This is a genomic window from Streptomyces sp. NPDC059454 (assembly GCF_042749965.1).
Lineage (GTDB): Bacteria > Actinomycetota > Actinomycetes > Streptomycetales > Streptomycetaceae > Streptomyces.
This window is the reverse complement of record NZ_JBHYVC010000081.1, coordinates 1-26,642: the sequence shown is the minus strand read 5'-3', so window position 1 is coordinate 26,642 and position 26,642 is coordinate 1. Positions and strand designations below refer to the sequence as shown.

At 73.0% G+C, this 26,642-nt stretch carries 27 protein-coding genes and 1 riboswitch; of the genes, 15 read left to right on the top strand and 12 right to left on the bottom strand.

Annotation, left to right across the window (positions count from 1 at the left end; all coding sequences use genetic code 11):
* Positions 1-5 precede the first annotated feature (5 nt).
* From macS to ACFXAE_RS33150, 3 genes are all read left to right on the top strand, one after another.
* The gene (gene macS, locus ACFXAE_RS33160; RefSeq protein ID WP_384722403.1) at positions 6-1,244 is read left to right on the top strand and encodes a MacS family sensor histidine kinase; all 1,239 of its coding nucleotides are present in this window, start codon (positions 6-8) and stop codon (positions 1,242-1,244) included.
* Complete coding sequence (locus ACFXAE_RS33155; protein ID WP_384722400.1) at positions 1,241-1,942, top strand: response regulator; 702 nt, start codon at positions 1,241-1,243, stop codon at positions 1,940-1,942. Before macS ends, ACFXAE_RS33155 begins: the two co-directional genes overlap by 4 nt.
* Positions 1,943-2,022: 80 nt before the next feature.
* A complete protein-coding gene (locus ACFXAE_RS33150; RefSeq protein WP_384722397.1) occupies positions 2,023-3,018 on the top strand; it encodes a 2-hydroxyacid dehydrogenase in 996 nt (331 codons plus the stop codon).
* On the opposite strand, the gene ACFXAE_RS33145 is transcribed toward ACFXAE_RS33150, so the two are convergent.
* Together ACFXAE_RS33145 and ACFXAE_RS33140 are read right to left on the bottom strand one after the other, a co-directional pair.
* Positions 2,970-4,850, bottom strand: coding sequence for an anthranilate synthase family protein (locus tag ACFXAE_RS33145; RefSeq protein ID WP_384722394.1), 1,881 nt, complete (start codon positions 4,848-4,850; stop codon positions 2,970-2,972). The two genes, ACFXAE_RS33150 and ACFXAE_RS33145, sit on opposite strands and share 49 nt — an antisense overlap.
* Before the next feature lie 104 nt (positions 4,851-4,954).
* Positions 4,955-5,011, bottom strand: a complete 57-nt coding sequence (locus ACFXAE_RS33140; RefSeq protein WP_107062014.1) for a trp operon leader peptide — start codon at positions 5,009-5,011, stop codon at positions 4,955-4,957.
* 96 nt (positions 5,012-5,107) lie between these two features.
* On the opposite strand from ACFXAE_RS33140, the gene ACFXAE_RS33135 reads away from it, so the two are divergent.
* Together ACFXAE_RS33135 and ACFXAE_RS33130 are read left to right on the top strand one after the other, a co-directional pair.
* Positions 5,108-6,460: a class II 3-deoxy-7-phosphoheptulonate synthase gene (locus ACFXAE_RS33135; protein ID WP_384722391.1), complete on the top strand. Its 1,353-nt coding sequence runs from the start codon at positions 5,108-5,110 to the stop codon at positions 6,458-6,460.
* 153 nt (positions 6,461-6,613) lie between these two features.
* On the top strand, positions 6,614-6,850 hold the full coding sequence (locus ACFXAE_RS33130) for a (2Fe-2S)-binding protein (protein ID WP_344556010.1): 237 nt from the start codon (positions 6,614-6,616) through the stop codon (positions 6,848-6,850).
* A gap of 7 nt (positions 6,851-6,857) precedes the next feature.
* Here the strand turns inward: ACFXAE_RS33130 and bfr are convergent, their stop codons facing one another.
* Positions 6,858-7,376: a bacterioferritin gene (bfr, locus tag ACFXAE_RS33125; RefSeq protein ID WP_384722388.1), complete on the bottom strand. Its 519-nt coding sequence runs from the start codon at positions 7,374-7,376 to the stop codon at positions 6,858-6,860.
* A gap of 184 nt (positions 7,377-7,560) precedes the next feature.
* On the opposite strand from bfr, the gene ACFXAE_RS33120 reads away from it, so the two are divergent.
* Positions 7,561-8,208, top strand: a complete 648-nt coding sequence (locus ACFXAE_RS33120; RefSeq protein WP_384722385.1) for a sulfite oxidase-like oxidoreductase — start codon at positions 7,561-7,563, stop codon at positions 8,206-8,208.
* Positions 8,209-8,222: 14 nt separating this feature from the next.
* Here the strand turns inward: ACFXAE_RS33120 and ACFXAE_RS33115 are convergent, their stop codons facing one another.
* The 5 genes from ACFXAE_RS33115 to thiO form a co-directional block, all read right to left on the bottom strand.
* Positions 8,223-9,101 carry a deoxyribonuclease IV gene (locus tag ACFXAE_RS33115; protein WP_384722382.1) on the bottom strand — a complete coding sequence of 293 codons (879 nt, stop codon included), beginning with the start codon at positions 9,099-9,101 and terminating at the stop codon, positions 8,223-8,225.
* A 34-nt stretch (positions 9,102-9,135) separates the two neighbouring features.
* A complete protein-coding gene (pknB, locus tag ACFXAE_RS33110) occupies positions 9,136-11,061 on the bottom strand; it encodes a Stk1 family PASTA domain-containing Ser/Thr kinase (RefSeq protein ID WP_384722379.1) in 1,926 nt (641 codons plus the stop codon).
* Between the two features lie 172 nt (positions 11,062-11,233).
* The gene (locus tag ACFXAE_RS33105) at positions 11,234-12,028 is read right to left on the bottom strand and encodes a thiazole synthase (RefSeq protein WP_384722376.1); all 795 of its coding nucleotides are present in this window, start codon (positions 12,026-12,028) and stop codon (positions 11,234-11,236) included.
* Between the two features lie 2 nt (positions 12,029-12,030).
* Positions 12,031-12,231, bottom strand: coding sequence for a sulfur carrier protein ThiS (thiS, locus tag ACFXAE_RS33100; RefSeq protein ID WP_030859005.1), 201 nt, complete (start codon positions 12,229-12,231; stop codon positions 12,031-12,033).
* Positions 12,228-13,394 carry a glycine oxidase ThiO gene (gene thiO / locus ACFXAE_RS33095; protein ID WP_384722372.1) on the bottom strand — a complete coding sequence of 389 codons (1,167 nt, stop codon included), beginning with the start codon at positions 13,392-13,394 and terminating at the stop codon, positions 12,228-12,230. The genes thiS and thiO overlap by 4 nt, the downstream gene beginning before the upstream one ends.
* Positions 13,392-13,503, bottom strand: a riboswitch (TPP riboswitch). (Overlaps the previous gene by 3 nt.)
* A gap of 51 nt (positions 13,504-13,554) precedes the next feature.
* Here thiO and ACFXAE_RS33090 point away from each other — a divergent pair.
* From ACFXAE_RS33090 to ACFXAE_RS33065, 6 genes are all read left to right on the top strand, one after another.
* Entirely contained in the window at positions 13,555-13,893 is a 339-nt protein-coding gene (locus tag ACFXAE_RS33090; protein WP_384722369.1) for a hypothetical protein, read from the top strand.
* 32 nt (positions 13,894-13,925) lie between these two features.
* Complete coding sequence (locus ACFXAE_RS33085; protein ID WP_384722366.1) at positions 13,926-15,167, top strand: NAD(P)/FAD-dependent oxidoreductase; 1,242 nt, start codon at positions 13,926-13,928, stop codon at positions 15,165-15,167.
* A 77-nt stretch (positions 15,168-15,244) separates the two neighbouring features.
* Complete coding sequence (locus ACFXAE_RS33080; RefSeq protein WP_384722363.1) at positions 15,245-15,610, top strand: Rv2175c family DNA-binding protein; 366 nt, start codon at positions 15,245-15,247, stop codon at positions 15,608-15,610.
* A 432-nt stretch (positions 15,611-16,042) separates the two neighbouring features.
* On the top strand, positions 16,043-16,708 hold the full coding sequence (gene thiE / locus ACFXAE_RS33075; RefSeq protein ID WP_384722360.1) for a thiamine phosphate synthase: 666 nt from the start codon (positions 16,043-16,045) through the stop codon (positions 16,706-16,708).
* A gap of 107 nt (positions 16,709-16,815) precedes the next feature.
* Positions 16,816-17,739 carry a methylenetetrahydrofolate reductase [NAD(P)H] gene (gene metF, locus ACFXAE_RS33070; protein WP_384722357.1) on the top strand — a complete coding sequence of 308 codons (924 nt, stop codon included), beginning with the start codon at positions 16,816-16,818 and terminating at the stop codon, positions 17,737-17,739.
* A 56-nt stretch (positions 17,740-17,795) separates the two neighbouring features.
* Positions 17,796-18,743, top strand: coding sequence for a hypothetical protein (locus ACFXAE_RS33065; protein ID WP_384722354.1), 948 nt, complete (start codon positions 17,796-17,798; stop codon positions 18,741-18,743).
* A 6-nt stretch (positions 18,744-18,749) separates the two neighbouring features.
* Here the strand turns inward: ACFXAE_RS33065 and ACFXAE_RS33060 are convergent, their stop codons facing one another.
* From ACFXAE_RS33060 to ACFXAE_RS33045, 4 genes are all read right to left on the bottom strand, one after another.
* The gene (locus tag ACFXAE_RS33060) at positions 18,750-20,243 is read right to left on the bottom strand and encodes a phytoene desaturase family protein (protein ID WP_384722351.1); all 1,494 of its coding nucleotides are present in this window, start codon (positions 20,241-20,243) and stop codon (positions 18,750-18,752) included.
* A gap of 489 nt (positions 20,244-20,732) precedes the next feature.
* Positions 20,733-21,362: a TetR/AcrR family transcriptional regulator gene (locus ACFXAE_RS33055; protein ID WP_384722349.1), complete on the bottom strand. Its 630-nt coding sequence runs from the start codon at positions 21,360-21,362 to the stop codon at positions 20,733-20,735.
* A gap of 35 nt (positions 21,363-21,397) precedes the next feature.
* Positions 21,398-23,482 carry a YhgE/Pip family protein gene (locus ACFXAE_RS33050; protein ID WP_384722346.1) on the bottom strand — a complete coding sequence of 695 codons (2,085 nt, stop codon included), beginning with the start codon at positions 23,480-23,482 and terminating at the stop codon, positions 21,398-21,400.
* Entirely contained in the window at positions 23,454-24,224 is a 771-nt protein-coding gene (locus ACFXAE_RS33045) for an ATP-binding cassette domain-containing protein (RefSeq protein ID WP_384722343.1), read from the bottom strand. The genes ACFXAE_RS33050 and ACFXAE_RS33045 overlap by 29 nt, the downstream gene beginning before the upstream one ends.
* 166 nt (positions 24,225-24,390) lie before the next feature.
* On the opposite strand from ACFXAE_RS33045, the gene ACFXAE_RS33040 reads away from it, so the two are divergent.
* From ACFXAE_RS33040 to ACFXAE_RS33030, 3 genes are all read left to right on the top strand, one after another.
* Positions 24,391-24,999: an SAV_6107 family HEPN domain-containing protein gene (locus ACFXAE_RS33040; RefSeq protein ID WP_384722340.1), complete on the top strand. Its 609-nt coding sequence runs from the start codon at positions 24,391-24,393 to the stop codon at positions 24,997-24,999.
* 133 nt (positions 25,000-25,132) lie between these two features.
* The gene (locus ACFXAE_RS33035) at positions 25,133-25,903 is read left to right on the top strand and encodes a class I SAM-dependent methyltransferase (RefSeq protein WP_384722337.1); all 771 of its coding nucleotides are present in this window, start codon (positions 25,133-25,135) and stop codon (positions 25,901-25,903) included.
* A 288-nt stretch (positions 25,904-26,191) separates the two neighbouring features.
* Entirely contained in the window at positions 26,192-26,593 is a 402-nt protein-coding gene (locus tag ACFXAE_RS33030) for a DUF3040 domain-containing protein (protein WP_361743885.1), read from the top strand.
* Positions 26,594-26,642: the final 49 nt, after the last annotated feature.

Genomic DNA, 26,642 nt, shown 5'->3' with positions numbered 1-26,642 from the left:
GGGACATGGCCAGGCGCGAGCGAGTCATGCGCATGTCGGTGGAGCAGCCGCTGTGGCGCGCCCTCACCGGTTACCGGCTCCTCACACTCGTGTACGCGATCGGCCTGTTCGCCACCGCCCACGAGGAGTTCCCCCGCCCCTGGCTGGCCGTCGGCTACTTCGCCGTCCTCGCGGTGTGGACCCTGGCCACCCTGCCCAGGACCGCGGGTGAGGCCGCCTGCACCAAGCGCTTCCTCACCGCCGACCTGACCATCGCGATCGTTGGCATCCTGCTCACGCCCCTCGCCGACGCACCCGAGCGCGTCCACGAGGGCGGCCCGACGCTGCCGTCCATCTGGACCGCCGGATCGGTGCTCGCGTTCGCCGTCAAGGGCGGCTGGCGCTGGGCGGCCCTCGCCTCCACCCTCGTCGCCGCCGCCAACCTGGTCGAACGCGGCAGCCCCGCCCGCGACACCGTGCACAACGTGATCCTCGTGTGGGTCGCCTCCATCGCCATCGGCTACGTCGTCGAGGTCGCCCGCGCCTCCGAGCGCACCCTCGCCCGCGCCCTGGAGATCGAGGCCGCGACCAGGGAGCGGGAGCGCCTCGCGCGGGACATCCACGACAGCGTGCTCCAGGTGCTGGCCATGGTGCAGCGCCGGGGCGCGGTGCTCGGCGGCGAGGCCGCCGAACTGGGCCGGCTGGCCGGGGAACAGGAGATCGCCCTGCGCACCCTGGTCTCCGGCGGGCTCGTACCGGTCTCCCGGGCCTCGGAGGACACCGCCCAAGGCGCCGTCGTACGGGCCGTGGACGAGGACGACACCGCGGACGACGAGCCGGTCGACCTGCGCCCCCTGCTCGCCCCCTACGCCGGATCCCTGGTCGGCCTCGCCGAGCCCGGAGCGCCGGTGCGGCTGGCACCGGCCGCCGCGCGGGAGGTGGCCGCCGCCGTCGGGGCCGCCCTGGACAACGTCCGCAGGCACGCGGGGGAGCGGGCACGCGCCTGGATCCTGGTCGAGGACGAACCCGACGAGGTGATCGTCACCGTCCGCGACGACGGACCGGGCATCCCGGAGGGCCGGCTCGCCCAGGCCGAGGGCGAGGGCCGGCTCGGCGTGGCCCTGTCCATCCGGGGCCGGCTGCGCGACCTCGGCGGCAGCGCGGAACTGATCTCCGTGCCGGGGCAGGGCACGGAGGTCGAGCTGAAGGTGCCCAAGGACAGGAACGAAGCGGACGACCCGCGGGGGAAGGCGGAACAGCGATGACGGACACCACCGGGGACCACAGGGACCACAGAGACCCGGTCAAGGTCATGGTGGTCGACGACCACCCCATGTGGCGCGACGCCGTCGCCCGCGACCTGTCCGAGTCCGGCTTCGAGGTCGTCGCCACCGCCGGCGACGGCGAGCAGGCGGTGCGCCGCGCCAGGGCCGCCGTGCCCGACGTCCTCGTCCTCGACCTGAACCTGCCCGGCAAGCCCGGCGTCCAGGTCTGCAAGGAGGTCGTCGCCGCGAACCCCGCCGTCCGGGTGCTCGTGCTCTCGGCGAGCGGCGAGCACGCCGACGTCCTGGAGGCGGTGAAGTCCGGCGCCACCGGCTATCTGCTGAAGTCCGCCTCCACCGAGGACCTGCGGGACGCGGTGCGCCGTACCGCCGCCGGCGACCCGGTGTTCACCCCCGGCCTGGCCGGACTGGTCCTCGGCGAGTACCGCCGCCTCGCCTCCGAACCGGCGGGCCCCGCCCCCGCCGACGGCGAACCGGGGGCACCCCGGCTGACCGAACGCGAGACCGAAGTGCTGCGCCTGGTCGCCAAGGGCCTCAGCTACAAGCAGATCGCCGAACGGCTCGTCATCTCCCACCGCACCGTGCAGAACCACGTCCAGAACACCCTCGGCAAGCTCCAGCTGCACAACCGCGTCGAGCTCGTCCGCTACGCCATAGAGCGCGGCCTCGACGACGAGTAGACCGTCCCCGTGCCTGCCCCGAACGGCTCGGGGGCACCCGTATATTCGCCGGTACGGCGACACAACCCCCGGAGGGAACCGTGGAGATCCTGGCGTTCGGTGTGCAGGCCGACGAGAAGCCCCTGGTCGAGCGGGCCTTCGCGGGCCATCACGAGGTGCGCGGCCTCGACGTCTTCCTCAACGCGGACACCGCCCCCATCGCCGCAGGACACGAGATCATCTCCACCAGCGTCAACTGCGACCTCGGCGCCGAGGTGCTCTCCGACCTCGCGGCCGGCGGCACCCGGATGGTCGCCCAGCGCTCCACCGGCTTCAACAACATCGACCTGGAGGTCGCCGAACGGCTCGGCCTGACGGTCGCCCGGGTGTCGTCCTACTCGCCGTACTCGGTCGCCGAGTTCGCCTGGACCCTCGCCATGGCCGTCAACCGCCGGATCGTCCGCGCCTCCACCCGCACCCGCGACTTCGACTTCCGGCTCGACGGACTGATGGGCCGCGACATGCACGGCCGCACCGCGGGCGTCCTCGGCACCGGCAGGATCGGCGAGGCGTTCGCCCGGATCGCCCACGGCTTCGGCATGCGGCTGCTCGGCTGGGACGTCACCGAGAACCCCGCCTGCCGGGACCTCGGCATGACCTACGTCCCCAAGGAGCAGCTCCTCGCCGAGTCCGACCTGGTCACCCTGCACGTCCCGCTGCTCCCCGCGACCCAGCACCTCATCGACGCCGACGCCCTGAAGACGATGCGGGACGACGCCGTCCTGGTGAACTCCAGCCGGGGCGGCCTCATCGACACCGCAGCCCTCGTCGCCGAGCTGCGCGAGGGCCGCTTCACGGGCGTCGGCCTGGACGTGTACGAGGCGGAGGCGGGCCTGTTCTTCCTCGACAAGTCCCTGGAGGCCGTCGACGACGACACCCTGGCCCGCCTCGTCACGTTCCCGAACGTCCTGGTCACCTCGCACCAGGCCTACTACACCGTGGACGCCGTCGGGCAGATCGTCGAGACCACGGTGAACAACGTCCTCGACTACACCGCCGGCCGCCGCTCCGAGAACGTCCTGGTGCCCCGCAGCTGACCCACCAGCTCGCGGACGACCGCCGCGCCGTTCAGGGTCAGCACCGACTCGGGGTGGAACTGCACCCCGGCGAAGCCGGGCCCCTTGAGCGCGTGCACCTCGCCGTTCGCGGCGCGGCTCACCTCGACGCCGCGCGCGGCCAGCTCCCGCGCGGTGGCCTCGTCGCAGCGCGCCACGAAGCTGTTGTAGAAGCCGACCGTCTCCGGCCGCCCGAACAGGTCGATCTCCGTCTGCGCCCCCTGGTACGGCACCTCCTTGCGCACGGTCTCCAGGCCCAGCTCGGCCGCGATCAGCTCGTGGCCGAGGCAGACCCCGAGGACGCCGTGCCGGTTCTCCCCGATGACGTCGGCGGTCAGCGCGCGCAGGAACCGCATCTTCGGGTCCGCCGGGTCGGACGGGTCGCCCGGTCCGGGGCCCAGCACCAGCGGCCCGTCGTGCCCGAGCACCGCCGCCCGCAGCCCCGGTTCGTCGTAGCGCCGCACGGTCACGTCCAGCCCGGCGGCGCGCAGCACGTGGGCGAGCATCGCGGTGAAGGTGTCCTCCCCGTCGACGACCAGGGCGTGCCCGGTCAGCGCGTCCGACCGCTCCTGCATCCGCAGCCAGAACGGCGCCAGCGAGGCCCGGCGCCCGTCCAGCGCCGCCCGCACCCGGGGGTCGTCGGCCAGCCCCGGCCGTACGGACTCCTCACGCGGGCGCCCGGGGCGCACTCCCAGCGCGACCAGCACCCCGGCCGCCTTGGCGTGGGTCTCCGCGACCTCGCCCGCCGGATCGGAGCCGCGCACCAGCGTGGCCCCGACCGGCACCCGCAGCCGCCCGGCCGCGTCGATGTCGGCGGTGCGGATGAGGATGGGGGAGTCCAGCGTCTGGGCGCCGCCCTCGTCGCGGCCGACGAGGGCCAGCGCGCCCGCGTAGTAGCCGCGCCCGCCGGCCTCGTGCCGCTCGATGACCCGGCAGGCGTTCTGCACGGGCGACCCGGTGACGGTCGCCGCGAACATGGTCTCCTTCAGCACCTCGCGCACGTCCAGCGAGGACCGGCCGCGCAGCTCGTACTCGGTGTGCGCGAGGTGCGCCATCTCCTTCAGCCGGGGCCCGACCACGACCCCGCCCATGTCGCCGACGGTGCACATCATCTTGAGCTCCTCGTCGACGACCATCGACAGTTCCTCGGTCTCCTTGCCGTCGGCGAGGAACTCCAGCAGCCGCTCCGGGGTCGGACCCTCGGCGGGGTAGCGGTAGGTTCCGCTGATCGGGTTCATCACGACCGTCCCGCCGGACGCCCGGACGTGCACCTCGGGGCTCGCCCCGACGAGCGTGCGCTCACCGGTGTGGACGACGAACGTCCAGTACGCGCCCCGCTCGCCCTCGAGCAGCCGCCGGAACAGTGCCAGCGCGTCGGCCCGTCCGAACCCGGGGATCTCACCCCCGTACGTCCGCCGGATCACGAAGTTGGCGCCCTCGCCCCGCCCGATCTCCTCGTCGAGGACCCGCCCGACGATCCGCGCGTACTCCTCGTCGCCGACGTCGAAGCCGCCGCCCTCCACCCGGACGTCGTGCGTGGGGAGCCGGTCGAGGGCCTCGGCGAGCGGGATCCCGTACCGCTCCTCGGGTGTCAGCACCAGCAGGGGTGTGCCGTCGTCACGGACGTCGAAGCCGCGCTCGCGGATCTGCCGGAAGGGGACGACCGCCAGGCACTCGTCGGGCAGGTCGGCCAGGCGGTCACGGGTGCCGACCGGGCCGACCAGCAGCTCGACCACGTCGTGGTCGTGGCCCGGTGTGCGGCGGCGCAGCAGGGCGAAGGGGCGGTCGTCGTGCGGGAGCTGTGCCAGGTCCATGGGGTGTCCCTCGTCTCGTCGCTGTCATGAGCGTGAGGAACGACCCCGGGAAACGCCGAAGGCCGCCCCTCGGGCGGCCTTCGCGAAGTCTTGCGTACGCGCAGTCAGTGGGCCGCCGGAGAAGCGGGCCACCACCAGTTCTGGGTCGAGTGCGCGAACATGCGACGCACCCTACCCCATGTCCACGGAACGTATTGCGTGTCTCACTTTCTGGGCACGGCCCGGAGGGCGTGGGAGCACCCCGTAATGTTGAGGGCGTGACCGTGAACGCTAAGTCCAGCGCGAGCGCTGGCAACACCTGGCGAGACCTTCCCGCGGCGCAGCAGCCCGAGTACCCCGATGCCGAGGCTCTGCGCGATGTGATCGCGGACCTCGAGTCGTATCCGCCGCTCGTCTTCGCGGGCGAGTGCGACCAGCTGCGCGCCCGGATGGCGTCCGTCGCCAAGGGAGAGGCGTTCCTCCTCCAGGGCGGCGACTGTGCCGAGGCCTTCGACGGCGTGTCCGCCGACCACATCCGCAACAAGTTGAAGACCCTCCTCCAGATGGGGGCCGTCCTCACGTACGCCGCCTCCGTGCCGGTCGTGAAGGTCGGCCGGATCGCCGGCCAGTACTCCAAGCCGCGCTCCAAGCCGACCGAGACCCGCGACGGCGTGACGCTGCCCACCTACCGGGGCGACTCCGTCAACGGCTTCGACTTCACCGAAGAGGCCCGGATCCCGGACCCCGAGCGGCTGAAGCGCATGTACCACGCCTCGGCGTCCACGCTGAACCTGGTGCGCGCCTTCACCACCGGCGGCTACGCCGACCTGCGCCAGGTGCACGCCTGGAACCAGGACTTCGTGAAGTCGTCCCCGTCCGGCCAGCGCTACGAGCAGCTCGCCCGGGAGATCGACAACGCGCTGAACTTCATGCGGGCCTGCGGCACCGACCCGGAGGAGTTCAAGACCGTCGAGTTCTTCTCCTCGCACGAGGCGCTGCTGCTCGACTACGAGTCCGCCCTCACCCGTGTCGACTCCCGCACCGGGCAGCTGTACGACGTCTCCGGGCACATGGTGTGGATCGGTGAGCGCACCCGGCAGCTGGACCACGCGCACATCGAGTTCGCCTCGCGGATCCGCAACCCGATCGGCATCAAGCTCGGCCCGGCCACCACGGCCGAGGAGGCGCTGCAGTACATCGAGCGCCTCGACCCCGAGCGCGAGCCCGGCCGGCTGACCTTCATCGTCCGGATGGGCGCGGACAAGATCCGCGACAAGCTCCCGGAGCTGGTCGAGAAGGTCACCGCGTCCGGCGCCACCGTGGCCTGGGTGACCGACCCGATGCACGGCAACACCTTCGAGGCGGCCTCGGGGCACAAGACCCGCCGCTTCGACGACGTGCTCGACGAGGTCAAGGGCTTCTTCGAGGTCCACAAGGGCCTCGGTACGCACCCGGGCGGCATCCACGTGGAGCTCACCGGCGACGACGTCACCGAGTGCGTGGGCGGCGGCGACGAAATCTTCGTCGACGACCTGCACCAGCGCTACGAGACGGCCTGCGACCCGCGGCTCAACCGCAGTCAGTCGCTCGACCTGGCGTTCCTGGTCGCGGAGATGTACCGCGACCAGTAGCCGGTTCCGTCGGTGACACCGGCGAAGGGGTGGGGCGCGTATCACACGGGATCGCGCCCCACCCCTCTTCTGTGCGTTTCGGGCGACAGGTAAGGTTAGGTTAGCCTCACCGATCAGGGGTCGGGACGGCTCGGCCCAGTACCTTCTCGGGAGGTGAACCGCGTGTTCGTCTGCAGTTGCTTCGGTGTGACCGAGGAACAGGTGAAGAGTCACGCGGACGCCGGAGCGTGCACGCCCCGGCAGATCGCCTCCGCCTGCAAGGCCGGCACCGACTGCGGCGGCTGCGTACGCCGCATCCAGGCACTGCTCGGCCGCGGCTCCTGCCCGCGCCGGCAGCTCGTCGACCAGGGCGAGCCGCCGCTCACGGCGAAGGTCCCGGAAGCCGCCTAGTCCCGTCCTAGTGCGTCGAGAAGCCGCTCGTCCCCGGGCCCGATGAGTCGGGCTGGGACTGCTCGACGACCGTCGACAGGTAGAGCGGCTCGCCCAGTTTCTCGATCAGGTCCAGCTGGGTGTCCAGATAGTCGATGTGGTGTTCCTCGTCGGCCAGGATCGCCTCGAAGACGTTGGCCGACGTGATGTCGCCCTTGGTGCGCATGACCTCCACTCCGCGGCGCAGCCGGTCGATCGCCTCCAGCTCGATCTCCCGGTCCGCCTGGAACATCTCGGTCACGCTCTGCCCGACCCGGACGTGGAACAGCCGCTGGTAGTTCGGCAGGCCGTCGAGCAGCAGGATGCGGTCGGTGAGCACCTCGGCGTGACGCATCTCGTCGAAGGACTCCGCACGCGTGTACTCGGCGAGCTTCGTCCAGCCCTTGTGGTCCTGCAGCTTCGAGTGCAGGAAGTACTGGTTGATCGCCGTGAGCTCGGCGGTCAGCTGCTCGTTCAGGAATTCGATGACCTCGGGGTCGCCCTGCATCGCATGGGCTCCTTCCGCGCGGGGGAACTGGCAGGTTGGAGCGCATGATTGCACCGGCGAGGGATATCGTCCAGTAAGTATTGACTTAGTAAGTAAGTCCATGCTTAGTCGGCTGTGTACCTCTTTGACCGAATCTGTCGAGCCCGGTTCAGGGGCATCGCCACCGGTCTGTCAGGATGGAGACATGGGTCAGCGGGCGGAACGCGAATCGGGGGAGCGCGCCTCAGGAGGAGCGGCGCGGTTCGAGCTCCCGCCGGGGCAGCGGCTGCAGAAGGGCTGGCCGGTCACGCACTACGGGCCGGTCCCCAAGTTCCGTCCCGAACGCTGGGAGTTCCGGGTCTTCGGCGCCACCGCCGACGGTGCGAAGCACTGCTGGAACCACGAGGAGTTCACGGCCCTGCCGTACACCACCGTCGAGGCCGATCTGCACTGCGTCACCAAGTTCAGCATGGTCGGCGCCGAGTGGGGCGGGGTCCCGGCACGCACCGTCGTGGACATCGCCCCGCCCGCACCGGACGTCACCCATGTGATGGTCTGGGCGGAGTACGGATTCAGCTCCAACCTCCGGCTGGCCGACTTCACCTCCGAGCGTGCCCTCTTCGCCACCCACAAGGACGGGGAACTGCTCACCGCCGAGCACGGCTTTCCGCTGCGACTGATCGTTCCTCATCTGTACGCCTGGAAGGGCCCCAAATGGGTGCGCGGCGTGGAGTACATGACCGCCGACCGCCGGGGCTTCTGGGAGGAGCGCGGCTACCACAACGTCGGCGACCCCTGGACGGAGCAGCGCTACTCCTACCAGGAGGAGCCCGGGGACGGTCCCGAGATCTGACCTGGGGGAGTTCTTCAGGCGTCCCGGAGCTTCTTCAGCCGCTCCACGTCCGCGGCGTGTCCCTCCTTGCCGCCGGGCGTCTCGATGACCAGCGGTACGCCCTCGGTCGCCGGGTGCGTCATCAGCGCCCGGAACGGGTCCTCGCCGATGTGTCCTGCGCCAATGTTCGCGTGCCGGTCCTTGTGTGCGCCGACCACATCCATGGAGTCATTGGCGTGGATCAGCTTCAGCCGGCCCTCGCCGACGGTGTCCACCAGCAGATCCAGCGTCTGACGCATCCCGCTCGGCCCGGTCAGGTCGTGGCCGGCCGCGAAGATGTGGCAGGTGTCCAGGCAGACGCCCAGCTTCGGATGGGCGTCCAGTGCCTCGAAGTACGGTCCGAAGTCCCAGGTCCGTGAGCACAGCGAGGCGCCCTGTCCCGCCGTGGACTCCAGCAGCAGGAACGGGTCGTCGTCATGGGTGAGCTCGTCGAGCAGCGGCAGCATGTGCTCCCGTACCTGCCGCAGCGCCACCGCCCGCTCCCGCCCGCCGGTCGCGCTGCCCGTGTGCACCACCACACCCAGCGCACCGATCTCCCGGCCGCGCCGCAGCGAGTGCCGCAGCGACTCCACGGACCGCTCGACGGTCGCCTCGGTGTGGGAGCCGAAGTTGATCAGATACGGGGCGTGCACGTACGCCGGGATCGACTGTTCCGCACAGGCCGCGCGGAACGCCTCGTCCTGCTTCGGATTGCCGGCCGGGGTGGCCCAGCCGCGCGGATTGGCGACGAAGACCTGCACCGTCTCGGCGTTCAGCTCACGGGCGTAGGACAGGCCGACGGAGTGCAGGCCGCCGGCCACGGGCACATGGCCGCCGACCGGGTTGCGGGCGGGGCCGGACAGGTCACTCTTCACCCGTCAAGGGTGCCACGCGCGCCGGCCCCGCCCGTCAGCGGATCTCGACGGTTATCGTCGAGCCCTTGGGCGCGGTGTCCCCGCCGTCCACGGACTGGCCCTTGACGGTGTCGCCGAAGAGTCCGAGCAGCCCGCGGTCCTCGTCCACGTCGAACCCGGCGTCCTTCAGCTTCTCCTCGGCCTCGTCCACACTGTCGCCGATCACGTCCGGCACCTCGATCATCTCCGGGCCCTTGGACAGCGTCAGCGTCACGGTGTCGCCCTCGGCGGCCTGCCGCCCCGCGCCCGGCGTCTGCCGTGCCACCTGGCCGGCGTCGTGCTCGGAGTTGACCCGCTCGGCGGCGATCCTCACCTCGAGGCCGGCCTCCTCCAGCTCCGCGCGGGCATCCTCCGCGTCGTCGCCGGTCACGTCCGGCACGTCCACCGGGCTGCCCTTGCTCACGCTCAGCGCCACCGCCGAGCCCGCGCGGACCTCGGTGCCCTTGCCCGGCTCCGTGGAGATCACCGAGCCCCGGTCCACGGAGTCACTGAACTCCCGGGTCACCATGCCCGGCTCCAGACCGTCGTCCTTCAGCAGGTCCCGCGCCTTGTCCAGCGGGTAGCCGTCGAGGTCGGGCACCCGCACGGTCTGCGGGCCCTTGGAGAGGGTCAGCGACACCGAGTCGTTGCCGCGGATGCGGCTGCCCGCCTTCGGGTCGGTGCTGATCACCGTGCCCCGCTCCACGGTGTCGCTGTACGCCTCCTTCACCTGGCCGGTGTCCAGCCCGGCGTCCGCCAGCCGGTCCCTGGCCTCCTGCTCGGTCTTCCCCAGCAGCGGTGGGACCTTGGTGAACTGGCCGGAGTTGATGTACCAGATGCCCGTGCCGGCCCCGAGGACCAGGAGCACGGCCACGACGATCGCCATCGGACCGCGCCGCAGCGCGGTCCGGTGCCGGGGCGGCAGCGGCGGCGGTGACCGGAACCGGCTGGTGTGGTGCACGGGGTCCGCGGCCTCGTCCTCGTTGACGGGCAGCGGGCGGGGGACGCCGAGCGAGCGCGGGATGACGCTCGTACGGTCCTCCGCGTTGTCGTGCTCCGACGTCAGCGCCCGCGGCGGGACCGCGTCGAGCTGTTCGGCGGTGAGCCGGCCGCGCCCCGCGCGGGCCCGCGCGAGCAGCGCCACCGCGTCGTGCGGGCGGACCTCGGGGTTGCGGGCGGTCGCCGACGCGACCAGCTCGTCCAGCTCGTACGCCATGCCGGGCACGGCGGCCGACGGGGCCGGCACGTCGTCGTGCAGGTGCTTGTAGAGCACGATCGCGGGGGAGTCGCCGTCGTGCGGCTTCTCGCCGGTCAGCATCTCGTAGAGCAGGATGCCGCAGGCGTAGACGTCCACGCGGGGGTCGGCGATGCCGTTCTCGATCTGCTCCGGGGCCAGGTACGAGACCGTGCCCAGCACGGTGCCCGTGGTGTTCGTCACCGAGTCCACGGCGCGGACCAGCCCGAAGTCGGCGACCTTGACCCGGCCGTCGTCCCCTATCAACACGTTCTCGGGCTTCATGTCGCGGTGCACGAACCCGGCCCGGTGCGCGGCGCCGAGCGCGGCCAGCACCGGCTCCAGGATGTCCAGCGCGGCGCGCGGCTGGAGCGCCCCGCGCTCGCGCAGCACGTCGCGCAGGGTGCAGCCGGCGATGTACTCCATCGCCAGATAGACGTACGCCCCGTCGGTGCCCTGGTCGAAGACCTGCACCACGTTCGGATGGGCCAGCCGGGCGACCGACTTCGCCTCGCGGATGAACCGCTCGACGAACGAGCCGTCGGCCGCGAGGGAGGGGTGCATCACCTTGAGCGCGAGGACGCGGTCGAGACGGGTGTCCACGGCCCGGTAGACCGTGGCCATCCCGCCGACCGCGATCCGCGCCTCGACGCGATACCGGCCGTCGAGCACCTGCCCGACCAGAGGGTCCTGAAGGGTCGTGTCCACGCAGCGAGTCTACGAGCCCCCACCGACACCCTTCGCCGCTTCGACCTCCGTTGAAGCGGACCTGTGACGTGTACCGCGTCACCGCGGGCGATCGTGCCTCCCCCAGTGCCCTGAAGGCCTGAGGGCACGATCGCCCACGGAAACGCAGAACCCGCCCGCGGAGTGCGGCGGGCTAGAACGCCGGCCGCTCCGGATCCAGCACGGCCATGCCCTCCGCAGGGGACGACGCCTCGGCGTACCACCGCCGCGGAATCCGCCCCGCCAGCCGCGCCAGCCGCCCCGCCTCCACCGCACACCGCATCGCGGAAGCCATCAGCACCGGTTCCTGCGCCCGGGTGACCGCCGACGCCAGCATCACCCCCGCACACCCCAGCTCCATCGCCAGCGCCGCGTCCGACGCGGTCCCGGCCCCCGCGTCCAGGATCACCGGCACCCCCGCCCGCTCCACGATCAACTCGAAGTTGTGCGGATTCCGGATCCCCAGCCCCGACCCGATCGGCGACCCCAGCGGCATGATCGCCGCACACCCGGCCTCCTCCAGCTTCCGCGCCAGCACCGGATCGTCGTTCGTGTACGGCAGCACCGTGAACCCGTCGTCGACCAGCGTCTCCGCCGCGTCCAGCAGCTCGACCGGGTCCGGCAGCAGGGTCCGCTCGTCGGCGATGACCTCCAGCTTGATCAGGTCCGTGCCGAGCGCCTCCCGCGCGAGACGCGCGGTGAGCACGGCCTCCCCGGCGGTGAAGCACCCCGCCGTGTTCGGCAGCACCCGGATGCCCAGCTTCTCCAGCACCGACAGCACGGACCCGTGCACCGTGGGGTCCACGCGCCGCATCGCGACGGTCGTCAGCTCCGTCCCGGACGCCACCAGCGCCCGCTCCAGCACGTCGAGGCTCGGCGCCCCGCCGGTGCCCATGATCAGGCGGGACGTGAAGGGCGTACCGCCGAGGAGGAACGGATCGTCGGCCATGGTCAGCCTCCCTGGACGGCGGTCAGGACTTCCACGCGGTCACCCTCGGAGAGGGGCGTGGCGGGCCACTGCGCGCGCGGGACGACGGTTTCGTTGAGGGCGGCGGCCACCCCCGAGGGCGCCGCGGTGAGCGACTTCACGACGAGGTCGAGAGCCGTGCCGGGCGCGAACTCCCGGCGCTCCCCGTTGACCGAGACGTTCATGCGGGCTGCTCCGTGCGGACGGCGGCGCCGAAGCGCCGGGGGGTGAACGGGCGGGCCACCTCCGGCAGGGCGCCGGTGGTCAGGACCTCCGCCATGGCGTCGCCGGTGACCGGTGTCAGCAGGACCCCGTTGCGGTAGTGGCCGGTGGCGAGCAGCAGCCCCTCGAGACCGGTCGGGCCGAGCAGCGGCGCGTTGTCGGGGGAGCCGGGGCGCAGTCCGGCCAGGGTCTCGGTCAGCGGCAGCTCGGTGATGCCGGGGACCAGCTCGTGGGCGTCGCGCAGCAGCTCGTACACGCCGCCCGCGGTCACCGTCGTGTCCCAGCCCATCTCCTCGCTGGTCGCCCCGATCACCAGCTCGCCGTTCTCGCGCGGCACCAGGTAGACGTGGCTGCCGCGCACCACGGCCCGCACGGTCCGGTTCAGGAAGGGACCGTGCCGCGCGGGCATCGTCAGCCGTACCACCTGTCCCTTCACGGGACGCACGGGCGGCAGCACGTCCTCGGGGACGCCCGCGAGCCGCCCGCTGAGGCTGCCCGCGGCGAGCACCACCTGCCCGGCGCCGAGCTCGGTGCCGTCGGCCGTGACGACGCCCGTCGCGCGGTCTCCCGCGACGACGAGCCGCTCGGCCCGCGCGCGGTGGACGCTCACGCCCGCGCGCTCACAGGCGGTGACCAGCGCGGCCGCCAGCCGCCGGGGGTCGATCCGGTGGTCACCGTCCACCCGCAGGCCGCCGCGCACGCCGGGGGCGAGCATCGGCTCCAGGCGCCGGCACTCGCGCCCCGACAGCCACTGCGACTCCAGCCCCGACCGCTGCTGCAGGGCGTGCAGTTCCCGCAGGTGGGCGCGGTCGTCGGCGTCCAGCGCCACGGCGAGCGTGCCGCACGCGCGGTAGCCGAGGTCGCGGCCGGTCAGTTCGGTCAGCTCGGCCGCGAAGCCGGGATAGCGCCGCGCGGAGGCGAGGTTCAGACCGAGCAGGGTCTCCTCGCCGTAGTGCAGTTCCGTGACGGCGGCCAGCATCCCGGCGGCCACCCGGGCGGCGCCGCCGCCCGGCTCGGGGTCCACCACGGCCGTGGCGAGACCGCGCTGCGCGGCCCGCCAGGCCGTGACCAGTCCGATGATTCCGCCCCCGACGACGAGGACGTCTGAGGTACGCGTGGGCGACATGGGCGTCCAGCCCCTCCCTTCGCCGGCATGACCCGGATCAGGTTCGTACGGTCGGAGGCCGCCAGCCTCCCTCTCAGCCCGGTGCGTCCGGGCTCCCGCGAGTGCTTGTACGTTGGCCACCCTAGCCCGCAGTACATCGCGCTTGTAAGGGAGCCTCCGCGTGGCACTGTCGCTCGACGGACTCGTCCTCGCCCCTGTGGCCGACCAGGCCCCCGGCCAGGTCGGCACCCGTACCCGCTTCGTCTACCACGAGCGGAACGGTGAGATCTGGGCCGAGTACGCGGGCGGCGACATCGTGCGCGGGCACCTGGTGGGCACCCGCGCGGGGGACCGGCTGGACTTCCGGTACGTGCAGCTCAAGCGGGACGGCACCACCTCCTCGGGGCACTGCGTGTCGACGGTCGTGGAGCTGCCCGACGGACGGGTACGGCTGGAGGAGAGCTGGGAGTGGGAGTCGCAGCCGGGCAGCGGGACGAGTGTGGTGGAGCAGCTCGGCTGATCGACGCCGTGCCGGGTGTCTAAGGTGATCGGGTGAGCGAGCAGACGCAGGAACCGGGACAGCCGAAGCCGCGGCGGGTGGTGGTGGCGGGCGCGGGCATGGCCGGCGTGCAGACCGCCCTCGCCCTGCGGGAGCAGGGCTTCACCGGCACCGTGACCCTGATCGGCGCGGAACCCCACCAGCCGTACGACAGGCCACCGTTGTCCAAGGCCGTGCTGCTCGGCAAGGCCGAGGACTCCGCCTTCGACGTCGACTTCGAGGACGCCGGCATCGAACTGCGGCTCGGCTGCGAGGTGCTGGGCCTGCGCCCCGGCGACCACGAGCTGGACACGGAGGCCGGGCCCGTCCCGTACGACGTCCTGGTGGTCGCCACCGGTGCGGAACCGGTCCGGCTGCCGGGCGCGGAGGGCGTGCCCGGTGTGCATCTGCTGCGCACCCTGGACGACGCCGCGCGGCTGCGGCCGGTGCTCGCGCGGCAGCACGACATCGTGGTGGCCGGCGCCGGCTGGATCGGTGCGGAGTTCGCCACGGCGGCCCGCGAGGCGGGCTGCGCGGTCACCGTCGTGGAGGCCGAGGAGCGGCCGCTCGTCGGGGCGCTGCCCGCCGAGGTGGCCGCCCCGATGGCCGCCTGGTACGCCGAGGCCGGCGTCACGCTGCGCACGCACGCGCGCGTGGAGCGCGTCGAACCCGGCGCCGTGTTCCTGGACGACGGCACGCGGCTGCCCGCGGGCGCCGTGGTCGTCGGCATCGGGGCCCGGCCCGCCACCGCCTGGCTGGCGGGTTCCGGGATCGGGCTCGGGGCGCACGGGGAGGTCGTCGCCGACCGCCATCTGGCCACCTCCCTGCCGGACGTGTACGCGGTCGGCGACTGCGCGTCCTTCCCGTCCGGGCGCTACGGCGAACGTCTGCTGGTCCACCACTGGGACAACGCCCTCCAGGGGCCGCGCACGGTCGCCGTGAACATCCTCGGCGCGCCCGCCGGCCGGGAGCCGGCGGTCTACGACCCGGTGCCGTACTTCTGGTCCGAGCAGTTCGGGCGCTTCGTGCAGTACGCCGGGCATCACACGGGCGCCGACCGGATGGTGTGGCGCGGGGACCCCGCCGAGGCGGCGTGGAGCGTCTGCTGGCTGCGGGAGTCCCGCCCGGTCGCGCTGCTCGCGGTGGGGCGGCCCCGGGACCTGGCGCAGGGGCGCAGGCTGATCGAGGCGGGCACGGCGATGGACGCGGAGCTGCTGGCGGATCCGGCGCGGCCCCTGAAGTCGGCGACGGCGTGACGCCCCCGGCCCGGCGCGTCCGCCCAGGTGGGCGGGGCTGACTTCCGGCTGTCGGTGGCAGGTGGCAGGCTTGTCCCGTGACCGAGATTGACGCAAAGATCGATGCTCTCGTCCCCGCCTGGCTCACGCTTCCCGACATCGCCGAGATGTTCGGCGTCGAGGTGACGCGCGTCCGGCAGCTGGTCAAGGAGGGCCAGCTCATCGCCGTACGCCGAGGTGAGAACCGCGCGCTGCACGTGCCCGCCGCCTTCATCGACGGGGACAAGGTGGTCAAGGGCCTGACCGGGACCCTGACGCTCCTGCGGGACGACGGCTTCACGGACGAAGAGATGCTGGAATGGCTCTTCACCGCCGACCCCAGCCTGCCGGGCACGCCCGCGCAGGCACTCAGCGAGAACCGCGGCACGGAGGTGAAGCGCCGGGCCCAGGCGCTCGCGGTCTGACCCGGACCCGGTCGTCCACCCACCCGAACACCACCGGCCGGGGCGGCGAGCCCCGGCCGGTGGTGCCCGCCGGGGGCCCTCGTTCGACATCTCTCCAAGCCGGAGCAGGGAGATTCAGCCCTCGCGGGTTGCGCGGGTTGAGCCTTCCGCCTCATCGGCAGCAGCCGACCCGGACGAACGGCGGGGGCCGGTGTACCGGTCATCGCTCCCGCGCCGGCTCACAGACCTGACATTCCGCCGGCCCGGCGGCAGACCCGGACGGCTTGATCTCCGCCGGCCGGGCGGAGCCGAACCCACTACTCGATCCACCCATGTTCCTGCTGCGCGGCGGGACGGTCCTTCGCCCCGGGGCGAAGGACCGCTCCCTGCCCTGGTCCGCAGGAGTCCGCTTCCTCCCCCGCCCGAAGGCGGGGGTGTCCACGGGGAGACTTGATGACCGCCACCGCTCGCGCCCGGCTCGCCGAAGCCCGGGTCTATCTGTGCACCGACGCCCGCAGGCGGCAGGGTGATCTCGCGGAGTTCCTGGACGCGGTCCTGGCCGGCGGGGTCGACATCGTGCAGCTGCGGGACAAGGGCATGGAGGCCGGCGAGGAGCTGGAGCACCTGGCGGTCCTCGCCGACGCCTGCGCCCGGCACGGCAAGCTGCTCGCGGTCAACGACCGCGCGGACGTCGCCCACGCCGCCGGCGCCGACGTGCTCCACCTGGGCCAGGGCGACCTGCCCGTTCCCGCCGCCCGCGCGATCCTCGGCGACGGCGTCCTGATCGGCCGCTCCACCCACGCCGAGTCCGAGGCCGCCGCGGCGGCCGTCCAGCCCGGCGTGGACTACTTCTGCACCGGCCCCTGCTGGCCCACCCCCACCAAGCCCGGGCGTCACGCCCCCGGCCTCGGCCTGGTCCGGTACACCGCCGCCCTGGGCACCGAGCGCCCCTGGTTCGCCATCGGTGGCATCGACCTCGGCAACCTCGACGAGGTGCTGGACGCCGGCGCCCGCCGGGTCGTCGTCGTACGGGCCGTCACCGAGGCGGACGACCCGGGCGCGGCGGCGGCCGAGTTCGCGAAGCGGCTGCGGCAGGCGGCGCCCGCGGACGCCGGATGACCCCCGCGCGTCTCAGGTTTGTCCAAGGGGTGGACAACAAGTCGGCATTTCGGATAAATGTTCCGCATCCGGTTGGGGGGCCGCCGCCCTCTGGCTAACCTGCCGGTATGGCCCTCGGAACCGCATCCACCAGGACTGACCGCGCACGCACCGTGCGTGACATGCTCGCCGCCGGCAAGACGACGTTCTCGTTCGAGTTCTCGGCGCCCAAGACCCCCAAGGGCGAGCGGAACCTGTGGAGCGCGCTGCGCAGGGTCGAGGCGGTCGCCCCGGACTTCGTCTCCGTGACCTACGGCGCGGGCGGCTCCACGCGCGCGGGCACGGTCAAGGAGACCCAGCAGATCGTCGCGGACACCACCCTCACCCCGGTCGCCCACCTCACCGCGGTCGACCACTCCATCGCCGAACTGCGCAACATCATCGGCCAGTACGCCGACGCCGGGATCCGCAACATGCTCGCCGTGCGCGGCGACCCGCCCGGCGACCCGATGGGCGACTGGGTGCCCCACCCGCAGGGGCTGACCTACGCCGCCGAACTCGTCCGGCTCATCAAGGAGTCGGGCGACTTCTGCGTCGGCGTCGCCGCCTTCCCGGAGATGCACCCGCGCTCGGCCGACTGGGACACCGACGTCGCCCGCTTCGTCGACAAGTGCCGGGCCGGCGCCGACTACGCGATCACCCAGATGTTCTTCCGGCCCGAGTCCTATCTGCGGCTGCGTGACCGAGTCGACACGGCGGGCTGCGCGACCCCGGTGATTCCCGAGATCATGCCGGTGACCAGCGTGAAGATGCTGGAGAGGTTGCCAATGCTCAGTAACGCCTCGTTCCCGGAGGCCCTCAGGGAGCGGATCCTCGCAGCGAAGGACGATCCGGCGGCGGTACGCTCCATCGGTATCGAGTTCGCCACGGAGTTCTGTGCCCGGCTGCTGGCCGAGGGAGTGCCCGGACTGCACTTCATCACGCTCAACAACTCCACGGCGACCCTGGAAATCTACGAGAACCTGGGTCTGCACCATCCACCGCAGGCCTAGACCGGTCGCACGGATATACGACACACTGAGTAGCGACCACTGGGAGAGGGGCGTACATGGGCTGGACGGTCCTCTACATCGCGTTCGGCATTGTCGCGCTGTGGTTGCTCGGCGAGGTGCTGCTGCAGTACAAGGCACGCCTGCGCTGGCGGCTGCTCGCCTTCGGGGGCTTCCTCGGGGTCGTGCTCGGTGTGCTGATCCCGTCCGTGGTCGTCATCGGACTGGGCGCCGCGGCCTTCGCGGTCGGCCAGACCTATGTGACGCTGTCGTTCCGTCGCGGCTTCGCGGCCGGCTGGGCGGTCAACGCGCCGATGCTGGCCGCCGCCAAGGGCCGCCGCGGCGACCGCGGAAGCCAGGAGCCGGCCCTGGAGGCCTCCGACCTGGAGGCGCCCGGCGCCGGTTACGGCGACGAGGGCGACGGCCACCGCGACCGGGCCGGCCACCGCGCGGACGACGACTACGACCGCGACGACGTGTTCACCCCCGCCGCCCGCCCCGACCAGCCGGCGGCCGACGGGACCACCGCCGTCTACGAGCCGCAGCCCATGCCCGACGACACCGGCTCCTACGGCGTCTACGGCGACACCGGGTACGCGGCCCCGTCCCAGGACCAGTACGCGGCGGCCGCCCAGGGCGCCGACCCGAACCACGCCCACGACTACTCCGGCTACGGCCAGCAGCAGGGCTACGACACCACGGGCCAGCAGCAGTACGCGGCCTACTCGGACCCGTACATCGGCAACTCGGCCTACGGGGACACCTCGTACGACACCGGCTACGCCGACCCGCAGCAGTACCCCCAGCAGGGCTACGGCCAGGACCCGTACGCCCAGCAGGGCTACGGCGGCGAGACCCCGGCCGGCGGCCTGTGGGTCCCGCAGCAGCGCAGCGCCGACGCCCCGTACGGCGGTGAACTCCCGCCCGAGCAGCAGCAGTACCCGTACCAGGACGACGGCCAGTCGCCCGGCAACGGCAACGGGTACGACGAGCAGTACCGTTACTGAGCGCGCTCACTGCGACCCGCGGAACTCCGGCCCCTCCACGATCAGTCCGGCCACCAGCGCCCCCGACATCCCGGCGTGCGGGAGCCCGCCGCCGGGGTGGGACCAGCCCCCGACCGTGAACAGCCCCGTCAGCCCGGTGCTGTTGGCCGGGTGCAGCAGCCGCCCGCCCGCCGCGGCCAGTGCCGGCACCGGCACCGCGCCGCCCTCCGCGCCGGTCTCCGCGGCGATGTCGGCCGGGGTGCGCACCTCGTGCCACAGCACCCGGTCGCGCAGGCCGGGCAGCGCCCGCTCGGCGACGGCGATCAGATTCCCGGCGTACGCGTCCCAGGTTCCCTCGGCCCCGGCGGGCACCACCGACGTGACCGTGACCGCCTCGTGGCCGGCGTCCGGGACCAGCGCCGGGTCGTCCGGCCGCAGCACCGTGACCGTGGGCCGCGCGGGCAGGCCCCCGGCCCCGGACAGCGACTCCAGCTCGGCCTCCCGGTCCTCCGTGTGCACGACCGTACGGTGCGGGGTCCCCTCCGGGCGCCCGCCCCGCAGCGCCAGCGCCACCGTCACCCGGCTCGCCGTCCCCCGCCGGCCCGGGACCTCGCCGTCACCGCGCACCCGCGTTCCCCTGCTCAGCCGGTCCAGCACCCCGGGAGCCACCCCGGCGACCACGAAGTCCGCCTCGGCCACCGCGCCGTCGGCGAGCTCCAGCCCCGCCGCCCGGCCGTCCTTCTCCAGGACCCCGACGGCCTCCGCACCGAAGTGGAACTCCACCCGGCGGGCCAGGCACCGCTCGTACACCGCGCGCGCCAGCTCCCGCATGCCACCGCGCACGTACCACATGCCGAAGGCGTGCTCCATGTACGGCAGCACCGCCGCGCTCGCCGGGGTGTCGCGCGGATCGAGGCCGTACGCCAGCGCATGGCCCTCCAGCAGCGTGATCAGCCGGGGATCGCGCAGCTCCCACGCACCGACCTCCGCGAGCGTGCCCGCCGTACGTGTGCGCAGGAACTTCCTGTGGGGGACCGCGGGGTACGGCTCACGTTCGGCCAGGACCTGCCAGTTGGGCCACAGCGGCTCCTCCAGCAGAGGCCGGCGCGACCGGTCCCAGGCCTCCCGGGCCCGCACCAGGAAGTCCCCCCAGCGCCTGGCCGCATCCGCCCCGAGGCTCTCCTCCAGCGCCGAGACGACGCCCGCGCGGGAGGCGTTCGGCAGCGACACGCGCGTACCGTCCGCGAACAGGTGGTGCGACGACGGGTCGACCTGGACCAGCTCGACACACGCCTCCAGCGGCTCCTTGCCGGTCTTCACGAACAGGTCGCGGTAGACCGCCGGCAGCGGGAGCAGTCCGGGCCCGGTGTCGAAGGCGAACCCGTCCCGCTCGAGACGGCGCAGCGCACCGCCGTACGTCTCCGTCCGCTCGTACACCGCCACCCGGTGGCCCGCGACGGCCAGCCGGGCGGCGGCCGCCATCGCGCCCGTCCCGGCGCCGATCACCGCAATCCGTGCCATGTCAGGGACTTTATCCGCCGCCACCGACATCGATACGGGGAGACGGGTTCCGGTGGTCGTGGCCCTGCCACTGGCTGACGCCCGGTCCGTCCCCCGTGTCCCCGCCCCGGACTCCGCCCCGCGTCCCCGCCCCGGGCCCAGCCGGCGGCACCGGGCCGTGGGCGCGCGTGCGCAGCCCTGAGTATCCGTACCTAGCCGCCGAGTTGAGTACGCGCGCGGATGGGGGCGGGCCCGCGGGAACGAGAGAGTGGAGACCACGGAGAGGGGCCCGGCCCCGGAACCGGCGACACGGGGCGCCGGAACGGTACGGGCCCGCGATCCGCTCCTTCCGCCGGCACCGCGGGCGGGAGCGAGGCACGGGGGAACCCGGGGGACGACCACACGGGGGTTCTACGGGGGACGTACGGGGGAGTGAGGAAGGCGCCGGTCCGACGGCGGCCCGCGGGGGACGCGGCCACTGTCGGACCGGCGCCTTCGTCCGTCCGGAATTCAGCGGCGGCCGCTGACCCGCCCCTGCAACAGCCGGGACAGGGCGGAGTGCACGTCGTCCAGGGAACGCTCCGGCTGGAAGGACTTCCAGTCCAGCGCGGCCACCAGCACCATGCCGACCAGCGCCGCCGCCGTCAGCGGGACGTCGATTTCGTCGCTGAACTCGCCGTTCGCCACGCCTTCGCGCAGCACGCCCTCGACCACCGCCACGGCCTGCTGCCGCACCACCATCAGCGTGGACTGCCAGGCCCGGTTGGTGCGCCACAGCTCGGCCACGTACAGCTGGGTGAAGGCCGGGTAGCGGTCGATGAAGACGAGCCCCGCGCGGATCATCGCGTCCAGGGCGTCGACCCCGCCGCCGCCCTCCCCGGCCGTCCGTTCGACCGCCTCCCGCAGCGAGGCGGTCAACAGACCGACGCCGTGCCGCAGCAACTCCTCGAAGAGGACCGACTTGCTCGCGAAGTTGTAGTAGACCGTGCCCTTCGCGACTCCTGCCCGCTCGGCGATCTCGTCCACGGTGGTGGCGGAGAAGCCTTGCTCGGCGATGAGGGTGACGGCCGCCTCGTAGAGCTTCTGCCGGGTGGCCTCGCGGCGGGCACTGGTAGCCGGCGTGGTGCTGCTGCGTTCCATGGCCCTGATTGTCACAGGACCACCGGTCCGTCCGTTCACAGGCTCAGCTCCGGGTGGAGTCGGTCCACCGTCCACACCTGGCGGCGGCGGGCCGACAGCGCGGTGAGCGCGAGGGCGCCCGCGGTGAAGGCCGCGAGGACGGCGCACGCCTGCCACACCGGTGCGAGGCCGCCGCCCGTGATGAGCCGCCGCAGCGCCCCGACGACATGGCTCATCGGCAGGAACGGGTGCAGCGCGTTGAAGAAGCCGGGGCTGGTCTGCACGGGGTACGTGCCGCCCGCCGAGGTCAGCTGGAGCATCAGCAGCGCGAGGACGAGGATCCGGCCGGCCGCGCCGAAACACGCGTTCAGCCACTGCACGATCGCCGCGAAACACGCCGTCACCAGGCACAGGAAGCCCACCGTCCCGGCCGCCCGCGCCATCTGCAGCCCGAGCGCCCAGTGCAGCACCGACATCAGCGCCAGCGTCTGCAGCACCCCGATCGCCGCCACCGGCAGCCAGCCCGCCAGCGCGATCCGCCGGGCGGAGGCGCCCGCCGCGAGCGCGCGCCGGTTCATCGGCGCGATCAGCATGTACGCCACCATCGCGCCCACCCACAGCGACAGCGGGATGAAGTACGGGGCGAAGCCGGTGCCGTAGTCGGGCGCCTCGTGCAGGTCGCGGGAGACGAGCCGGACCGGATCGGCCATCACCTCGGTGCGCCGGTCGCGGTCCTGCTCGTCGTAGTCGGGGATCTTCCCGGCACCGTCGTGCAGGCCGCCGGCGAGTTCGCCGGATCCGTCGACGAGCGCGTGGAGGCCGCCGTTCAGATCGTCCGCGCCGGTCTTCAGCGCGCCGACGCCCCTGTCCAGGTCCGCGGCGCCGGTCTCGGCGGTGCCGAGTCCCTTGGCCAGCTTCTTCGTGCCGGCGGCGACCTTGCCGGCCCCGGTGTCGAGCTTGTTGATCTCGGTGACGGCGTCGTCGAGGTCCTCGGAGAGGTGCGGGGCGCGGTCGGCGAGCGCCCGGGCCTGCTTCTCCAGGGCGGCGAGGCGGGTGTCGAGCTTCTTCAGGTCGTCGCGGTGGCCGGTGACCAGGGCGCCGACGTCGCCGGCGACGGTCGCCGCCGTGGCCACCGCGTCCCTGGCCCTCTTCAGGTCCGGGCAGGCGGGATCGGGCAGCTCGGCGTCCTCGCAGCGCGCCCGGTGCACGTCGTCCATGGTGCCGGCCGCCGCGCGGGCGTCCTTCGCGGCGGCCGGCGCCTTCTCCTCCAGGGTGTCGAGGTCCTCGCGGAGCTTTCCGGCCGAGTCGGCGACGAACCGCGCGGTGTCGCCGATGGTCTTCTCGTTGTCCTCGAGGAACGGGCCCGCCTCGGCGTCGACCGCGTTCACCTTGTCGGCGAGGCTCCGCGTGCCGTCCGCGACCTTCCTCGCGCCGTCCTCCAGGTCGCCGGCGCCCTTGTGGAGGGTCTTCAGGCCCTCGGAGAGCTTGCCGCTGCCCTTGCGGGCGTCCGTCAGGCCGTCGGCGAGGTCCTCGGAGCCCTTCTCCGCCTTCCCGATGCCGTTGCCGAGCTTGTCGGCCCCCTTCGCCGCCTTCACGGTCTCGCCGTGGATGTCCGAGAACGAGACGAAGATCCGGTCCAGGAAGGAGCGCGAGGTCTTCGTGGACGCGGCCTGGCGCACCTCGCCGAAGACCGTCCGGGAGATCTGCCCGACGATGTAGTTGTTGGCGTCGTTCGTGCGCACCTGGAGGGCGCCGGTCTCGGGGGAGTCGCCCGAACCGGAGGCGATACGGCGGCTGAAGTCGGCGGGCAGGGTCAGCGACAGGTAGTACGTGCCGTCCTCGACGCCCCGCCGGGCCTCGGCCGCGCTCACCTCCCGCCAGTCGAAGGTACCGCTGTCGCGCAGCCCCTCGGCGATGTCGTCGCCCGCGGTGATCCGCCTCCCGTCGGCGCGCGCCCCCTTGTCGTCGTTCACCAGCGCCACCGGGATCCGGTCCAGGCGGCCGTACGGGTCCCAGAACGACCACAGGTACAGGGCGCCGTACAGCAGAGGCAGCACCAGCAGGGCGACCAGGGCCGCGCGCGGCAGTGCGCCCCGGCCGAAGCGCCGGAGCTCAAGAGCGGCCAGTTTTGGCGAGCGCATCGGCCGCCGCCTCCTTCGTGTCGTCGTGCCCGTCGCTTCCCGTGCGGACGACCACCGCGTCGCGCGGTGCCTCGCTGCACACCGCCAGCACGGTGGTTCCGGTCCCGGCGACGGACCTCAGCAGGGCCCATACCTCGGCCCGTCCGGCGGGTGGGAGTTTCAGGTCGGTGTCGTCCACACCGAGCAGCCGGGGGCGCCCCAGCAGCGCCAGCGCGAGCGACAGCCGCAGCGCCTCCACCCGCTCCAGATCCCGGACGGCGGTCCGCGCGGCCTTGGGCAGGGCCGCGAGGTCCAGCCCGGTGACGGCCAGCGCGTCGTCGACGCGCTCTCTCTCCTCACGTGCGCGTTCTCCACGCGGACGCGGACGCGGCAACGCGCGCGGGCGGGGAAGCGGGCCGCCGAAACGGCGCCGCAGCAGGGCCTGTTCCCGCAGGTGCTCGCCGACGGTGAGGGCGGGGTCGAGATCGGTGACCCCGGTGACGTGGGCGAGCGCGCTGCGGCGGCGTACGGCGGACATGCGCCGGGGCAGTTCCAGCCCGCCGACGGCGGCCAGGCCCTCCGTGGGCCGCATCCGGCCGGTGAGGGCGAGCAGCAGGCAGGTGCGGCCCGACCCGGACGGCCCCTCCACCGCGATCAGCGAGCCGGGCTCCGCGTCGGCCGAGACCCCGCGGAACGCCCATCCCCGTGGCCCCTTCAGGCCGAAGCCGCGGGCCGTGACGGCGAGTCCGGGCGGACCGTCCACCAAGCCCCCCTGTTTTTGAACTGACTGGTCAGTGCAGAAACTAGCGCGAACGGTCGAGCGAAGCAAAAGCCCAGGTCGGAACGGATTGTCAGTGCCATACCTCACGATGTGCGCATACGGCACCTCTCAGTAGGGGCGCCGTCACAAAGACGACAGGAGGTTCGTCATGGCCCACTCGTCCGCAGCCGCCGCCCGTCGGCGCCGCGCAACCGGCCCTGCCCCCTCACTGAACGGCCCGGCGAGCGACATCCACCCCGTGCTGCGCCGTGCCACGGCCCCGCCCGCCGCCCTCGACCTGCTCGCCCAGGCCCGTGCCGGACTCGACGAGGCCGCCGTCCTCGAGACACCCAACGAGCGCTATGCGACGGCCCACCTCGCCGCCCTGCGCACCGCCGCCGCCGTGCTCGCCGCCCGCGGCCGGCCCGAGACCTCGCCCCGGGCCCGGGCCCGGATACGGAGCGCCTGGGAAGTGCTCCCCGAGATCGCGCCCGAGCTCACCGAGTGGAGCGCGCTGTTCGCCTCCGGGGCCCGGCGCCGCGCCCGGGCCGAGGCCGGCATCCAGGGCGCGGCGAGCGACCGGGACGCCGACGACCTGATACGCGACGTGGCAATGTTCCTCCGCCTGGTCGAACGCATGCTGGTCCTCCAGCCGGTCCTGCCGCAGCAGCCACCGTCAGGGGCGCGGGGAACTGCGCGAAGGGGGTCCGGGGGCGAAGCCCCCGGGGACGGGAGGGGAAGGGGCGGCGGGGGCGAAACACCTCGCGCAGCCCCGTAGGCCCCCAGCCAGGTGGCCGGTCACCACGGCGCAGGCCATAGGGTGGGCAATGCCTGACGCCCTGCCCGCCAGGGGAGGGACCCCGATTGCTCCGCCGAGGAAGAGGCGGTGCCGCGCCGAGGAGTCAACTACCGTGTCGGACCCGATGCGGCCCCGTGCCGCCCTCCGTACCGCCGTGGTCTGGGAGGTCCTCCAGGACGCCCTGGAACGCCGGGTCAAGGCGACCGGACGGCAGGCGCTGGACGTCCTCGACACCGGTGGCGGCAGCGGCAACTTCGCGGTGCCCCTCGCCCGGCTCGGTCACCGGGTGACCGTCGTCGACCCCAGCCCCGACGCGCTGTTCGCCCTGGAGCGCCGCGCCGCCGAGGCCGACGTCGCCGACCGGGTCCGGGGTGTCCAGGGCGACGCCCGGGGCCTCTTCGACGTGGTCGAGCGCGGCGGCTACGACGTCGTGCTGTGCCACGGCGTCCTGGAGTACGTCGACGACCCCGCCGAAGGCGTCCGCAACGCGGTGGCGGCCCTGCGCCCCGACGGCGTCCTCAGCCTGCTCGCCGCGGGCCTCGGCGGCGCCGTGCTCGCCCGCGCCCTCGCCGGTCACTTCACGGAGGCCAGGCAGGCGCTCGACGACCCGGACGGCCGATGGGGAACCGGCGACCCCGTGCCGCGCCGCTTCACCGCCGACCGGCTCACCGCGCTCGTGGAGGGCGCGGGTCTGAGGGTCGGCGCCGTGCACGGCGTGCGGGTCTTCGCCGACCTCGTCCCCGGCGTGCTCGTCGACACCGAGCCCGGAGCCCTGGACGCGCTGCTGAAGCTGGAGGCCGCGGCGGCCGAGCTCGCCGCCTTCCACTCCGTGGCCACACAACTTCACGTGCTCGGTGAGACGCGGGGGACCTCGGAGGCCTGAGCGGCTGCCGGGACGCGGCGCTGATCAGCGGCGCGTCCGGTGGCCCCGCCGTGCATGGAGTGCGCCACAGGCCCCCCGAATGGCGGCTTGGCGCCGTATGATCGGGGGAGACCGCCCGGCATGACGGGCCGGCCGCCGGGGAATGAGAAGCCTCAGCGGGCCGGGACGTGATGGCTGGTACCGGTTGGCCAATTGGCGCAGAGGGGCGGGTTTCACGGGGGCGATTCCCTGCCTATCCTGAAGGGACCCCCCGGGTCGCCCCGGCGACTGCACGATGAGGAGGACTCCGTGCCGCTCTCGGAGCACGAGCAGCGCATGCTCGAGCAAATGGAGCGAGCGCTGTACGCCGAAGATCCCAAGTTCGCGACGGCGCTCGAGGGAAGCGGGCTGCGTACGTACACCCGGCGACGGGTCTACCAGGCGGTCGCGGGCTTCCTCGTGGGTATTGCGCTCCTCATGGCCGGTATGGTCGCCCAGCAGGTCTGGCTCAGCGTCGTGGGATTCCTCGTGATGCTGGGCTGCGCGGTCCTCGCGGTGACCGGCTGGCGCAAGGCACCCAAGCCGGGGGAGCAGGCCGCCGGCGCGACGGGTACGCCACAGGCGGGGCGGCAGGGCAGACAGCGCCGCTCCGTGATGGACCGCATCGAGGAACGCTGGCAGCGCCGCCGTGACGAGCAGGGCGGCCACTAGCACCTCCGGCGCCACCCGCACCCGAAGACATGGCTCAGGGGGTGACCAC